Here is a 13676-nt window from a genome sequence, read left to right as displayed (position 1 = left end):
TCGCGATGATCATCCGACCAAGACAGAGCTGGTTCCGGCTGCTGTTCGTGTGGCACGGCTCGGTGCTGCCGTCCATCCTCCCGCAGCTGGGTTTCATGGCGGCGGTCAGCGTGCTGGCGGTGGCGACGCACGGCCAGGTCTTCGGCGAAAAGATCCCGCTGAACGCGACGCTGATGACGCCGTTCGGTCTGACGCTGGCCATCTTCCTGGGCTTCCGCAACAACGCGAGCTACGAGCGCTTCAACGAGGCCCGGCATCTGTGGGGCAATCTGCTGATCGCCTCGCGCGCGCTGGTGTCCGGGCTGCTCTGCTACCTGCCCGACAAGGCGATGGCGCAGCCGGCGACGGATCGGCTGCTGGCGGCGGTCTACGCGCTGAAGCACGAGCTGCGCGGCACGGATCCCGAGGAGGACCTGGTGCGCCTGGTCGGCCAGCGCGAGGCGTTCCGGCTGCGGCGCGATCCGCAGACCTCGAGCGCGGCGCTGCACGCGGTGCGCGAGCGGCTCTGCGCGCTGCAGGACGACGGCCACCTCGGCGATGCCCGCTTCTGGACGCTGGACACGCAGCTGACGGAGATCGGCAAGGCGATCGGCGGCAGCGAGCGCATTGCGTCGACGCCGATCCCCTTCGCCTACGGGGTGCTGCTGCATCGCACGGTCTACACCTACTGCGTCCTGCTGCCCTTCGGGCTGGTGGACGCGACGGAGTTCTTCACGCCGCTGCTGTGCGTGTTCCTCTCCTACACGCTGATCGCGCTGGAAGCGGTGGCCAACGAGGTCGCCGAGCCCTTCGGCCTGGCGCCCAACGCGCTGGCGCTGGATGCGATGGCGCGGGGGATCGAGCGCTCGGTACTGGCCCTGAGCGGGCGCGCGATGCCGGAGCGCGTCACGCCGACGGAGGCCTTCCAGTTGACCTGATCGACGCTTCCGCTGGATCCGCTCGATCTGCCTGGTCTGCCCGACTTGCGCAGGAAGCCAGGCCTGCCTGCTACCGAGTCGATCGTCTCAACAGTTCTGTCGCGCGCACGTGGCGGCCAGCTTGCCGACGGTGATCACCGCCTGCTCGATGTCCTTGGACCACGGCGTGCTGTAGTTCAACCGGATGAAGTGCCGATAGCTGTTGCTCACCGAGAACATGTAGCCGGGCCCGATGGTGATGCCGCGCTCCAGCGCGAGCTCGTAGAGCCGCAATCCATCGATGGCCGGCGGCATTTCCACCCAGAGCACGTAGCCGCCGACGGGCGTCGAGACGCGGGTGCCTTCGGGGAAGAAGCGCAGCACGATCGCGCGCATCAGGTTGGCCTGCTGCGCGAAGGTCTTGCGCAGTCGACGCAGGTGGGCCTCGTAGCCGTCGCGTTCGAGGAAGCGCGCGATGGCGACCTGCGGCAGCGGCGGCGTGGTCAGCGTGTTGAGGAACTTCAGCTTCTCGACCTCGTCGCGATAGCGGCCCGGCAGCGCCCAGCCGATGCGGAAGGTCGACGCCAGCGTCTTCGAAAAGGTGCCGCAGTGCAGGACCAGGCCGCGCGTGTCATAGGCCTTGAGGGTGCTGGGCGCGACGGCGCCGTAGTAGAGCTCGTTGTAGACGCCGTTCTCGATCAGCGGCATGTCGAGCCGCGTCGCGAGCGCGACGAGCGCGCGCTTGCGCTCGTCCGGCATCTGGAAGCCGAGCGGGTTCTGGAAGTTCGGCATCACCATGCAGGCGGCGATCGGCTGCGTCGCGGCGATGGCGGCCAGCGCGTCGACGTCGAGTCCCCGCACCGGATCGGTCGGGATCTCCAGCGCGCGCATGCCCAGGCGCTCGATGGCGTGGAGCATCGCGTAGAAGGTCGGCGTCTCGACGGCGATCACGTCGCCGGGTTTGGCCACGGCCTGCAGGCAGAGGTTGAGCGCCTCGGTCGCACCCATCGTGACGAGGATCTCGGCCGGATCGACGGCCTGGCCCTTGTCGAGGTAGCGACGCGCGATCTGGCGGATCAGCAGCGGATGACCGGGCGGCAGCGCGTCCTTGAGCGTGCGCAGCGCCGGATCCTGGCCGGCGGCGAAGGCGTAGCGGTTGAGCTTCTCGAAGGGGAAGCTGCCGGTATCCGGATACGGCGAGCCCAGCGGCACCGCGTCATGCGCGGCGATCGAGCGCAGCGTGGACAGCACGAGCCGGCTGACGTCGACCGAGGACGAGACGGCGATCGGCCGCGGCGTGGCGGGCGCCTCGAGCTCGGCGGCGCCGGGCTTGATCTGGACGTAGTACCCGGACTGCGGTTTGCTGACGATGAGTCCCCGGCTCTCGAGCAGCACATAAGCGCGCAGCACGGTCGTGACGCTGAGCTGACGCTGCTTGCTGGTCTCTCGCACGGACTGCAGCCGGTCGCCGTGGCGGAAGACGCCACTGCGGATCTGGCGTTCGATGTCGTCGGCGAGCGTCTCGTAGAGCTTCATGGAGCGCGGTTGAGAGTATCCACCGCAGGTATCGGTGGGTGCGCTAGTTTATGAGCGGTATCGAGGCTTGAAAGTCCACCAATTCGAGAGCGCTCCAACGCTGGCATCGCGAATTCCACCCCCGTAGAGTGACTGCCCTCCCCGCGAATTTTCGCAGTGGAGCAGGCGCCGGCAGCCAGGGCTCGGCGATGTGGAACAGACTCTGCCAAGGACATGCTTCGGCCCATGACTCCCGATCCCATTCCGCCCGAGACGGGCCTGCGCATCGCATGGTGGAACACCAAACTCTCGCCGGCGCACGTGGCCGCCACGATCAGCGACGCCGTCGCCCTGGCCGCGGCCGATGTACTGATGCGGCTGATGAACGTGGTTCTGGCCGACATCATCATCCTGGGCGAGATGTCCGACAGCGCCATCGCCGCCCTGCGGGACACGTGCCCGGATGCGGTCGCCCGCTATACATGGCTGCCGGCCTGCCACCCTGCGGGGAAAAGCCGCTTCTCCGTGTGCGTCTTGAGTCGCAAGGACTACGTGCACGTCCAGTTCCAGGATCCGATCCTGCTCGAAGACGGGAAGTCGGTGACCAAGGTAGGCCTGCGTTTCGCGGTCCGCCTGTGGGACGACAGCCAGTGGATCCATCTCATCGTCTCGCACTGGCCCAGCCGTCTGCACCTGGATCGCCATGACAGTGGACGAACCCACATCGCGGCGTTCCTCCGCCACTGGATCGAGAACAAGATCTTCCGCGGCAGTTCCCATCCGAACATCGTGCTCGTGGGCGACTTCAATGACGAACCCTTCGATGAAGGATTGGAGCGCTATCTGCGTGCCACCAGGGACCACGACAAGATCAAGCGCAATCCGAAGCTCTTCTACAACCCGTTCTGGCGACACCTGAGCTCGTTCGAGCATCGACTCGTCAAACACCATGCCGCTGATCCGGGCACCTACTTCCATCGTGGTGGCAGGGACACCTGGTGGCGGACCTTTGATCAGTTGATCGTCTCTTCCGCAGTGCTCTTCGGCACGTCCGGCTGGCGCCTGGACGAGGCGTCCACGCGTGTCGTCCCTGAAGCCCAGGCCGGCATCGAGATCCGCTCGACGCGACGGATCTTCGATCACCTTCCCATCGTCGGACACATTGAAAGGCAATACCCATGATCGACTTCGACAGCCACATCCGCGCCGGCATCGACAACGCCACCACAGCCGATGGAGAGCTCGCCGAGATCGAGCGCATCCTCGGCAAGCTGGACGAAGCCATCCGCCGCAGCACGTCCGGCAAGGGCAAGCTGTTCGTCGGCAAGTTCCACAACGCCGAAGAAGATGAGGCGATGCGACTCGCAAGCGTGCCCCTCCGGCTCGTCATCCAGAGCACGGAGGACGACCGTGACGGACGAGTCATCGCGGGTTGGGAGACCGGCTCGAACGGTGGATACGCCACGCACCTGGTCTACGAGTTCCAAAGCCTTTACTGCGGCGATGGCGACGAGTTGCTGGAAGAGCTGGGCAACCTTCTCGAAACGGCCCGCGTCGGTCGCGCGATCCAGTACTTCGCCAACCGGTGAGCCCAAAAGACGAAGGCGGACATCCTTTCGAATGTCCGCCTTACCCATTGACGTCCGGCTTGCGCCTCTGCAGATCCACCACCAGAAACCCGGACCGCATGAACGAAAGAATACGCAGCGGCCGTCGATCCCGGAAGGCGGGTTCACCCCATCGCGGCTTCGGCGGATGGCTGATGCGCGCGTGAGGCGATGCCCTACGCCGCCCCTACGCGTCAGGCTCCTTGAGCAGCCGGTACAGCGTGTTGCGCCCGATGCCCAGCCGCCGCGCGGCTTCCGAATGGTTGCCGTCGCAGTCGTCCAGGACACGGCGGGCGTGGGCCCGGGACTGGGCTCGCAGCATCGCCGGCGCGGTGTCCGTTGTGGCGTCTGTTGCGGCGTCTGTTGCGGAGACTCTCCGCGACGACGCGCCCGATCGCCCCGCCGCCGAGGTCGACGTCCGCGCCGCGACCGGGACCAGCACCGGGATGACCAGACGCTCGTCCTGGTCGAGGTCCTCGACGAGATCATCCGGCAGATGCCCGCGCCGGATCACCGACTCGCCAGATTCCATCAGCGCGCAGGCGATGCGCAGCGCCTGCTCCAGCTGGCGCACGTTGCCCGGCCAGCGGTAGGCCGCCAGCTCGTGCGCCAACGGTGGATCGAGCACCACCCGCCGCGTCGGCTCCAACGCGGACAGCAGGCGCTCCACCAGCACCGGCAGGTCCTGCCGCTCCCGCAGCGGCGGCAGGCACAGCGTGAGCCCGTTGAGCCGGTAGTAGAGGTCCTCGCGGAACAGCCCCTGCGCGACCAGCGGTCGCAGCGGGCGGTGGCTCGCGCCGATCAGCTGGAAGTCCACCTGCACCGACGGCCCGCCGCCCAGCGGCTGCACCTGCCGATCCTGCAGCACGCGTAGCAGCCGCGCCTGCAGCGGCAAGGGCATGTCGCCGATCTCATCGAGGAACAAGGTGCCGCCGTGCGCCTCGCGCAAACGCCCTGGCGCGCCCTCGCGCGACGCCCCGGTGAACGCGCCGGGCCGGTAGCCGAAGAGCTCCGCCTCGATCAAGGACTCCGGCAGCGCGGCGCAGTTCACCGCCACGTACGGTCGACCGCGGCGCGGACCGCTGTCGTGCACCGCGCGGGCGAACAGGTCCTTGCCAACGCCCGACTCGCCCTGCAGCAGCAGCGGGATCGGCTTGTCGAGCACCCGCCGCGCCCGGACGACCGCTTGGTGCATCGCCGCGTCGCCGAGGTCCAGCGCCTGCAAGGCGTCTTCCACCGACAAGGCTCGAAACGCGGACTCGACGCCCGGATGCGTCGCGACGATCGTGCCCCGCGACACGTCCGTCGAGGAACGGGCGAGGACGTCGGCATCGACCACCGCCGGGGGCGCGCTGGCAGCATTCGATGCCGGCGGCGCGGGATGTCGCCATCCGCGCGGCGCCAACAGCCGCATCCACAGCGGCGGAGCGTCCTCGCGATGCAGCAGCCGCGCGCCCTCCCCATCCTGTCGCGCCCAATCCATCAACTCGGCCCATCGCAGCGGCAGCACCGACTCCAGCGGACTCGGTCGCGCCGCGTCCGTCCCGAGCCACGCCTGCGCCGCCGCGTTGCAGCCCAGGATCCAGCCGTCCTCGCTCAGCGCGAGCAGCCCTTCCGTCGGCGTGCCCAGTCCCTCGGGCTGGATGTGGATCTGCAGACGCAGTCCATCCGCGTGCCGCGTCTGGAACAGACGGTGTTCCACCATCCGCGCCGCCGAGCGCACCAGCGCCAGCGTGTGCCGCTGGAAGCCGTGCTGCTCGCCGGAGAGGTCCAGCACGCCGAGCACGCGCCCTTGCGGATCGCGGATCGGCGCCGCCGTGCAGCTGAGGAAGGCGTTGCGCTCCAGGAAGTGCTCGCCGCCGAGCACCGACACCGGCCGCTGCTCCACCAGCGCGGTCCCGATCGCGTTCGTGCCCCGCCAGCGCTCGTCCCAGATCGCACCGGGCCGCAGCGCGACCCGCTGCGCGCGATCGACGAAGCGGCCGTCCCCCAGCGCCCCGAGCAGCAGCCCCTGCGCGTCGGCCAGGATCACGAGGCCGTCGCCGTCGCGGGTCTGCTCGAAGAGGTCCTCCATCACCGGCCTCGCGTGGACGACCAGCTCATGCTGGCGCTCCAAAGCCCGTCGCAACTGCGCGCCCGACGCGTGCGGCGCGCCCGGCGGCCGTCCGACCGGGCTCAGGCCGAAATCGCGGCTGCGAAGCCAGCTGCGGCTCAGCCCTTCGTCGAGCGTCGCGACGCTGAGCCGGCCCGTGTCCAGCAGCTCGCGCCGCGCCGCGCGCAGCAGTCGCGGCGCCATGGCGGCGTCGCTCGGGGTTTTCACCATGCCGTTGTCTCCTTGGGCGCTGGGTGCGCGCTCATCGGGTCTTGCCCGCCGGTTTGAACCGGTCTCGACACCCCGGGTGTTCCATTCCGGAACACCTGTGCCGCCGATGACGTGCCTGCGCCATGCCGGACCGATCCTGACCAAAGCCAGCCGGATTGGGAAGAGGCATTCCGCCCATCAGGCAGGGTCTTCGGCGCGAAGGCGGCGTTGGCACGGCCCCTGCAATACGCCCCTGGGCGTCCCTCGCCTCAACAACCACGGAGACAACACCATGATCTACGCCAAGCCCAACGCGGCCGGCGCGCCGCTGCAGTTCAAGAAGCGCTACGACAACTTCATCGGCGGCCAATGGACCGCGCCGCGCGACGGCCAGTACTTCGACGTGATCACGCCCATCACCGGGCAGGTCTACACGCAGGCGGCGCGATCGACCGCCGCCGACATCGAGCTCGCGCTGGACGCCGCGCATGCCGCCGCCGAGAAGTGGGGCGCCACGCCCGCGGCCGAGCGCGCCAACGTGCTGCTGCGCATCGCCGACCGCATCGAGCAGAACCTCGAGCTGCTCGCCTACGCGGAGACCGTCGACAACGGCAAGCCGATGCGCGAGACGCTGAACGCCGACCTGCCGCTGGCGGTCGACCACTTCCGCTACTTCGCCGGCTGCCTGCGGGCGCAGGAGGGTGCGCTCAGCGAGATCGACGCCAACACCATCGCGTACCACTTCCATGAGCCGCTGGGCGTTGTCGGCCAGATCATCCCGTGGAACTTCCCCCTCCTGATGGCGGCCTGGAAGCTGGCGCCGGCGCTGGGCGCGGGCAACGCGGTCGTGCTCAAGCCGGCCGAGTCGACGCCGATCAGCATCCTGCTGCTGGCCGAACTCGTCGCCGACCTGCTGCCGCCGGGCGTGCTCAACATCGTCAACGGCTACGGCAAGGAAGCCGGCATGCCGCTGGCGCAGAGCAAGCGTATCGCCAAGATCGCGTTCACGGGCTCGACCGCGACGGGCCGCGTCATCGCGCAGGCGGCGGCGACCAACCTGATCCCGGCCACGCTGGAGCTGGGCGGCAAGAGCCCGAACGTCTTCTTCCCCGACATCGCCGCGCAGGACGACGACCTGTTCGACAAGGCGATCGAGGGGCTGGTGCTTTTCGCGTTCAACCAGGGCGAGGTCTGCACCTGCCCGTCGCGCGCGCTGATCCACGAATCGATCTACGACAAGTTCATCGCCCGCGCGATCGACCGCGTGAAGGCCATCAAGCAGGGCAACCCGCTGGACACCGACACGATGATGGGCGCGCAGGCCTCGTCGATGCAGCTGGACAAGATCCTGTCCTACCTCGAGATCGGCAAGCAGGAGGGGGCGCAGTGCCTCATCGGCGGCGGACGCGCGCAGCTGGGTGGCGATCTGGCCGGCGGCTACTACATCGAGCCCACGCTCTTCAAGGGCACCAACGACATGCGGATCTTCCGCGAGGAGATCTTCGGACCCGTGCTGGCGGTGACGACCTTCAAGACCGAGGAGGAGGCGCTGCGCATCGCCAACGACACGCCGTACGGGCTGGGCGCGGGCGTGTGGTCGCGCGACATCAACACGGCCTTCCGCATGGGCAAGGGCATCAAGGCCGGACGCGTGTGGACCAACTGCTATCACGCCTACCCGGCGCACGCGACCTTCGGCGGCTACAAGGAATCCGGCATCGGTCGCGAGACCCACAAGATGATGCTGGACCACTACCAGCAGACGAAGAACCTGCTGGTGAGCTACTCGCAGAAGAAGCTCGGGTTCTTCTGACGGAGTCCTAAGTCCAAAGGCCCGCGGGCAGCGAGCGCGCGTGGGGCCGGAATGTCGCTGGGGGTTCCCGGAGGGACACCCCCTGCGACCTGGAGTGCCCGCGCTTGTCCGCCCGCAGTCGGTCTCCGCTCAGCTCATCCGAAACACGGCCACGGCTTGAACCAGCTGCGTGGCCTGTTTCTCGAGGGAATCGCTCGCCCCGGCGGACCGCTGCACCAGTGCCGCGTTCTGCTGGGTCGTGCGATCGAGTTCGCTGACCGCCTGACTGACCTGGGAGATCCCGGTCGCCTGCTCACGCGTCGCATTGCCGATCGTCGAGATGAGCGCCGAGACGCGCTTCACCTGCTCGACGATCTCGTGCATCGCCTTGCTGGCCTCGTCGACCTGACGGCCGCCGGCCTCGACGTGCTCGACGCTCTCCCCGATCAGCTGCTTGATCTCCTTGGCCGCCGCGGCGCTGCGTTGTGCCAGCGAGCGCACCTCGCTCGCGACCACCGCGAACCCGCGTCCCTGCTCGCCGGCGCGTGCCGCCTCGACCGCCGCGTTCAGCGCCAGGATGTTGGTCTGGAAGGCGATCCCGTCGATGACGCCGATGATGTCGGCGATCCGCTTGCTGGACGTCGTGATGCCGGCCATGGTCTCGTTGACGTGACGGACCACCTCGCCGCCCTGCGCGGCCGCGACGCTCGCGCCCTGCGCGAGATCTTCGGCCTGGCGCGCGGCGTCGGCGTTGCTGCGCACGGTGGCGCTCATCTCCTCCATCGACGCGGCCGTCTGCTGCAGGCTCGCCGAGGCCTGCTCGGTGCGCGAGCTGATCTCGTTGTTGCCGTTGAGGATGTCCCCGCTGGACGACTGCACCGTCACCACCTGCGCCGCCACGTCGTCGATGACCCAGCGGAACATCAGGCCCAGCTGGTTGAGCGAGCGCAGCGCCATGCCGACCTCGTCGACGCGGTCCATCTGCAGCGGCTCGCGCGTGTCGCCGCTGGCGACGCGCTTGGCATGCCGCGCCAGCGATTCCATCGGCGCCACGATCTGCGCCTGCAGGAACCCCATCGCGAGCAGCGAGACGACCACGAAGGCGCCGATCCACATCGCCGCGGCGGCCAGCGTGGCCGCGCTCATCCACGCGGACACGATCGCCGCGATCGTCAGCGCGAGCACCGGCAGCCGCACGCGCCAGCGCACCGGCATCGTCTTCATCATCGAGGTCCACGCCATCGCGCCCTGGCGCACCACGACGCCCTTGTGGATGCGCAGGTGCTTCGCGCGGCCTTCGCGCATGTCGGCGTAGAGGCGCTCCGCGCCGGCGATCTCCTCGGCCGACGGCCGCGTGCGCACCGACATGTAGGCCACCGGCTGGCCGTTGCGCATCACCGGTGTCGCGTTCGCGCGGACCCAGTAATGGTCGCCGTTCTTGCGCCGGTTCTTCACCAGCCCGGTCCAGGACTCGCCGGCCTGCAGCGTCTGCCACATGTCGCCGAAGGCCTCGGGCGGCATGTCGGGATGCCGGACGATGTTGTGGGGCTGGCCGAGCAACTCCTCCGTCGTGAAGCCGCTGGCTTCGACGAAAGCCTCGTTGGCGTAGGTGACCCGACTCTTCGTGTCCGTCGTGGACATCAGCGTCGCGTCGGCGGGGAAGTCGTACTGGCGCTGGGTGACGGGCAAGTTCTTCCGCATGGCGTCCTCCTTGACTGTTTGATGCGGTGCGCTTCCCGCCGTGTGCCGGTCTGTGGAAGCGCGTTAAGCGTATGAAAAGTTCGCTTATCGCGCGACCCCTTCATATCAACGCCAGCAACGACTGACAAATGTTTTAATGAAAGACATTTGTTTGACCATGCATAGGCTGGCGCTCTAGAATCACGCGCCATGACGCCTCCCAAGGAACTTTCCTCGAAGGAACAGCTGCTGGCCTTGGTCGAAGCCAACCCCTTCATCGGCCAGCAAGAGCTGGCGGACCAACTCGGCCTGTCGCGCTCCGCCGTCGCCGGCCATCTCGGGCAGTTGACCCGCGAGGGACGCATCCTCGGCCGCGCCTACGTGCTGCCGCAGCGCCAGCCCATCGTCTGCATCGGCGGCACGAACCTGGACCGCAAGCTGCGCGCCGTCGGCCCGCTGCGCATGGGCAGCTCGAACCCGGCACGGCAGCATGAATCGGCGGGCGGCGTCGCCCGCAACATCGCGGAGAACCTGGCGAGGCTCGGCCTGCCGGTCCACCTGCTGACCGCCGTCGGACGCGATGCCGCAGGGCAGACGCTGCTGGCGCAGCTGCAGGGGCTGGGCGTCGATTGCGCCGGTTGCCTGCAGGCTTCCGACGCGGCGACGGGCAGCTACACAGCGGTGCTCGATCCCGACGGCGAGCTGGTGCTGGCGCTCGCGCACATGGCGTTGACGGACCGGCTCGATCCTGCCTTCCTGCGCCAGACCGCACCGCAACGGGCGCCAGCACGCTGGCTGGTCGCCGACCTGAACCTGCCCCGCGAGACGCTCGACGAGTTGCGCGCCGAAGCGCGGCTGCGCGGCCAGCGCCTGCTGTTGGTGGCCGTGTCGGAGCCGAAGATGGCGCGGCTGGGCGCCGATCTGCGCGGTGTCGAATTGCTGGTGCTGAACCGCGGCGAGTTGCAGGCGCTCTCGGGCCAGGCCCTGCCCGACGACGACGCCTTGCATGCCGCGTGGCGATCGTTGCGGGAAGCCGGCCTGCAACGGCTCGTGATCAGCGACGGCGCGGACGGCGTCCGTTTCTCCGACGGTGACGCGCTCGTCCTGCTCCCCGCGCCACCGCTGGATCCGGCGTCGATCCGCGAGGTCACCGGCGCCGGCGACGCGATGACCGCCGGCATCGTCGCCGCGCTGCACCGCGACCCCGACGACCTGCGCGGCGCCTGCGCGTTCGGCCTGCGGCTGGCGGCGCTGACGCTGCAGAGCGACGCCACCGTCAGCGAGGCGCTGAGCCCGGCATTGCTCGTCTGAGCCCGAGCGTCGCGCGCACGAATCCCAATCCGATCCCAATCCCAATCCGAGTCCGAGACCCCTCAGGCTCGAATCCAAGAGAGAACCCATGAGCACGCAAGACCTGATCGACCAGAACCTCATCGACTTCTCGCCTGAGGTGGCGGCCGCGCGGGCGCAGGGCCGTCCGCTGGTGGCGCTGGAGTCCACGATCATTTCCCACGGCATGCCCTACCCGCAGAACGTGCAGACGGCGCGCGAGGTCGAGGCCATCGTGCGCGAACACGGCGCGGTGCCCGCGACGATCGCGGTGCTGGACGGGAAGATCCGCGTCGGCCTGAACGACGCGCAGCTCGAGCTGCTCGGCCAGTCCCCGGACGCGATGAAGCTGAGCCGCCGCGACCTGCCCTTCGCGCTCGCGACCGGCCGCGTCGGTGCCACGACGGTGGCCGCGACGATGATCTGCGCACGCCTGGCCGGCATCGAGGTCTTCGTCACCGGCGGCATCGGCGGCGTGCACCGCGGCGCGGAGACGTCCTTCGACATCTCCGCCGATCTGCAGGAACTGGCCCGCACGCCGGTGGCCGTGGTCTGCGCGGGCGCCAAGAGCATCCTCGACCTGGCGCTGACGCTGGAGTACCTGGAGACGCACGGCGTGCCGGTGCTGTCCGTGGGGCAGGAGAACTTCGCCGCGTTCTACACGCGCGACAGCGGCCTGAAGGCGGACTTCCGCATCGACGCGCCGGCCGACCAGGCGCGTTTCCTGCGGACGAAATGGGCGCTCGGGCTGAGCGGCGGCGCGGTGATCAGCAACCCGGTTCCGGCGGCGCATGAGATGCCGCGCGCCGTCATCGACGGCTTCGTGGAGCAGGCGCTCGCGGAAGCCTCTGCGCAGGGCATCAGCGGCAAGGCCGTCACGCCCTACCTGCTCGCCCGCATCAAGGACCTGAGCGGCGGCGCCAGCCTCGTCACCAACATCGCGCTGGTGAAGCACAACGCCGTCGTCGGCGCGGCGCTCGCCAAGGCGCTCGCACTCTGACGGCCGCTGGCCCTCACCCCTTCCCTCTCCCGCAAGCGGGAGAGGGTGACAAGCTCCTTTCAGCCATCTCCGAAAACGTTCCTTCACGCTCCAATCGCACAGGTTTTCCTCCCGCTCGCGCAGGATTAACCTGAACGAAACAATCATCGAAAGAGCCGGACTTAACCTTCCGCGCCCTCAGGGAGCTTTGCAAAGCGCTCCCTGGATGACTGTCGTTGGAGAACGTGTTCATGCGCCGCAAGCCCCTTGTCCTGTCGTTGATCGTCATCCTGCTGCTCGCGGGCGGGGGCTGGTGGTGGAAGTCGCGGGCCGCGTCCCGCGACGCCGGTGAGGCAGGTCCCGCCACGGCTGCACGCGGGGCTTCAGGTCCCGCCGGCACGCAGACCGTCGGCGTCGTCACCGCGCAGCGCCGCGACGTCCCGGTCACCGTCGAAGCCTCCGGCACCGTCACGCCGATCAACCAGGTCGACCTCCGCGCCCAGACCACCTCGACGATCCGCGACGTGCTGGTCCACGACGGCCAGACGGTCACCAAGGGTCAGGTCTTGTTCCGCTTCGACGAGCGCGCGGACCGCGCCAACCTCGACAAGGCGCGGGCCCAGCTGGCCCGCGACAAGGCCAGCCTCGGCGACCTGCAGCGCCAGTACGAACGCGCCAAGGACCTGCTGGCGCAGAACTTCGTCGCGCAGAGCGCCCTGGACACCGCGCTGGCCAGCCTGCAAGGCGGCCGCAGCCTGGTGGACGCGGACGCCGCCGCGGTGGAATCCGCCGCCGTCGCGCTGAGCTACAACGAGATCCGCGCGCCCTTCTCCGGCCGCGCCGGCGCCGTGAACGTCTGGCCCGGCAGCCTGGTCCAGGCCAGCGCGACCGGCACGCCGCTGGTCAACATCGTCCAGATCGATCCCATCGCCATCAGCTTCAACCTGCCCGAGACGGAACTCGCGCCCGTGCTCGACGCGATGCGTCCCGCCGCCACGGGCGCCCAGGTCACGCCGCCCGAGGTGCAGGTCGTCCTGCCGACCATCGAAGGCGGCCCTTCCCGGAAAGACAGCAAGGGCGGCAAGTCCGCCGAATCGGTCGCCCACGGCAAGCTCACCTTCGTCGACAACCTCGTCGACGCGACCACCGGCACCATCAAGCTGAAGGCCGAGTTCACGAACGACGCGCAGAAGCTCTGGCCCGGCCAGTACCTGCGCGTGCGCATGACGCTGCGCAGCATGAAGGACGCGGTCGTGATCCCGCAGGCCGCGATCATCCTGCGCGGCGGCGACCGCCAGGTCTACGTCGTCGGCCCCGACAAGACCGCCCAGCTCAAGCCGGTGAAGCTGCGCTACGCCTTCGGCGAGATGGCCGTCGTTGACGGCGTCGACGCGGGCGCGACCGTGGTGCTCGACGGCAAGCAGAACCTGCGGCCCGGCACGCCGCTGCGCACGCAGCCCGCCGCCGTCGATCCAGCCGCCGCCGCGCGTCTGGCCGCGGCCTCGGCCGCCGCGGGCGGTGGCGCCTCCGGTGCCGACGTCGCCGCGCCCTGATCCGGCCATCCGGCCCCCGCCTT

At 69.0% G+C, this 13676-nt stretch carries 10 protein-coding genes; 7 read left to right on the top strand and 3 right to left on the bottom strand.

Annotated elements, in window-relative coordinates:
• The first annotated feature begins 5 nt into the window (after positions 1-5).
• Positions 6-917, top strand: a complete 912-nt coding sequence (locus AC07PR_RS24010) for a bestrophin family protein (protein WP_495136798.1) — start codon at positions 6-8, stop codon at positions 915-917.
• An 87-nt stretch (positions 918-1004) separates the two neighbouring features.
• Here AC07PR_RS24010 and AC07PR_RS24005 read toward each other — a convergent pair whose 3' ends face one another.
• Positions 1005-2432: an aminotransferase-like domain-containing protein gene (locus AC07PR_RS24005; protein WP_483108626.1), complete on the bottom strand. Its 1428-nt coding sequence runs from the start codon at positions 2430-2432 to the stop codon at positions 1005-1007.
• A gap of 225 nt (positions 2433-2657) precedes the next feature.
• On the opposite strand from AC07PR_RS24005, the gene AC07PR_RS24000 reads away from it, so the two are divergent.
• Together AC07PR_RS24000 and AC07PR_RS23995 are read left to right on the top strand one after the other, a co-directional pair.
• On the top strand, positions 2658-3593 hold the full coding sequence (locus AC07PR_RS24000) for an endonuclease/exonuclease/phosphatase family protein (protein ID WP_495136797.1): 936 nt from the start codon (positions 2658-2660) through the stop codon (positions 3591-3593).
• Positions 3590-4000 carry a hypothetical protein gene (locus AC07PR_RS23995; RefSeq protein WP_431101367.1) on the top strand — a complete coding sequence of 137 codons (411 nt, stop codon included), beginning with the start codon at positions 3590-3592 and terminating at the stop codon, positions 3998-4000. The genes AC07PR_RS24000 and AC07PR_RS23995 overlap by 4 nt, the downstream gene beginning before the upstream one ends.
• Positions 4001-4205: 205 nt before the next feature.
• Here the strand turns inward: AC07PR_RS23995 and AC07PR_RS23990 are convergent, their stop codons facing one another.
• On the bottom strand, positions 4206-6341 hold the full coding sequence (locus AC07PR_RS23990; protein ID WP_495136796.1) for a sigma-54-dependent Fis family transcriptional regulator: 2136 nt from the start codon (positions 6339-6341) through the stop codon (positions 4206-4208).
• A 271-nt stretch (positions 6342-6612) separates the two neighbouring features.
• Between AC07PR_RS23990 and adh the strand changes: the two genes are divergently transcribed.
• Positions 6613-8133 carry an aldehyde dehydrogenase gene (gene adh, locus AC07PR_RS23985; protein WP_377158180.1) on the top strand — a complete coding sequence of 507 codons (1521 nt, stop codon included), beginning with the start codon at positions 6613-6615 and terminating at the stop codon, positions 8131-8133.
• A gap of 129 nt (positions 8134-8262) precedes the next feature.
• Here adh and AC07PR_RS23980 read toward each other — a convergent pair whose 3' ends face one another.
• Complete coding sequence (locus AC07PR_RS23980; protein ID WP_495136795.1) at positions 8263-9813, bottom strand: methyl-accepting chemotaxis protein; 1551 nt, start codon at positions 9811-9813, stop codon at positions 8263-8265.
• 189 nt (positions 9814-10002) lie between these two features.
• Here AC07PR_RS23980 and AC07PR_RS23975 point away from each other — a divergent pair, with 189 nt between their 5' ends.
• The 3 genes from AC07PR_RS23975 (at position 10003) to AC07PR_RS23965 (ending at position 13653) form a co-directional block, all read left to right on the top strand.
• Positions 10003-11103, top strand: a complete 1101-nt coding sequence (locus tag AC07PR_RS23975) for a carbohydrate kinase (protein ID WP_495136794.1) — start codon at positions 10003-10005, stop codon at positions 11101-11103.
• An 88-nt stretch (positions 11104-11191) separates the two neighbouring features.
• Positions 11192-12121 carry a pseudouridine-5'-phosphate glycosidase gene (locus tag AC07PR_RS23970; protein WP_495136793.1) on the top strand — a complete coding sequence of 310 codons (930 nt, stop codon included), beginning with the start codon at positions 11192-11194 and terminating at the stop codon, positions 12119-12121.
• Positions 12122-12351: 230 nt separating this feature from the next.
• Complete coding sequence (locus tag AC07PR_RS23965; RefSeq protein WP_495136792.1) at positions 12352-13653, top strand: efflux RND transporter periplasmic adaptor subunit; 1302 nt, start codon at positions 12352-12354, stop codon at positions 13651-13653.
• Positions 13654-13676 lie beyond the last annotated feature (23 nt).

This window comes from Roseateles sp. GW821-FHT09H11, from assembly GCF_059415845.1.
This window is presented reverse-complemented; position numbering and strand designations above follow the sequence as displayed.

Excerpts from the sequence above, each read along its gene's own strand:
- AC07PR_RS23965 (WP_495136792.1), top strand. The coding sequence starts at position 12,352 with ATGCGCCGCAAGCCCCTTGTCCTGTCGTTGATCGTCATCCTGCTGCTC.
- adh (WP_377158180.1), top strand. The coding sequence starts at position 6,613 with ATGATCTACGCCAAGCCCAACGCGGCCGGCGCGCCGCTGCAGTTCAAG.
- AC07PR_RS23990 (WP_495136796.1), bottom strand. The coding sequence starts at position 6,341 with ATGGTGAAAACCCCGAGCGACGCCGCCATGGCGCCGCGACTGCTGCGC.
- AC07PR_RS24010 (WP_495136798.1), top strand. The coding sequence starts at position 6 with ATGATCATCCGACCAAGACAGAGCTGGTTCCGGCTGCTGTTCGTGTGG.
- AC07PR_RS23980 (WP_495136795.1), bottom strand. The coding sequence starts at position 9,813 with ATGCGGAAGAACTTGCCCGTCACCCAGCGCCAGTACGACTTCCCCGCC.
- AC07PR_RS24005 (WP_483108626.1), bottom strand. The coding sequence starts at position 2,432 with ATGAAGCTCTACGAGACGCTCGCCGACGACATCGAACGCCAGATCCGC.
- AC07PR_RS24000 (WP_495136797.1), top strand. The coding sequence starts at position 2,658 with ATGACTCCCGATCCCATTCCGCCCGAGACGGGCCTGCGCATCGCATGG.
- AC07PR_RS23970 (WP_495136793.1), top strand. The coding sequence starts at position 11,192 with ATGAGCACGCAAGACCTGATCGACCAGAACCTCATCGACTTCTCGCCT.
- AC07PR_RS23995 (WP_431101367.1), top strand. The coding sequence starts at position 3,590 with ATGATCGACTTCGACAGCCACATCCGCGCCGGCATCGACAACGCCACC.
- AC07PR_RS23975 (WP_495136794.1), top strand. The coding sequence starts at position 10,003 with ATGACGCCTCCCAAGGAACTTTCCTCGAAGGAACAGCTGCTGGCCTTG.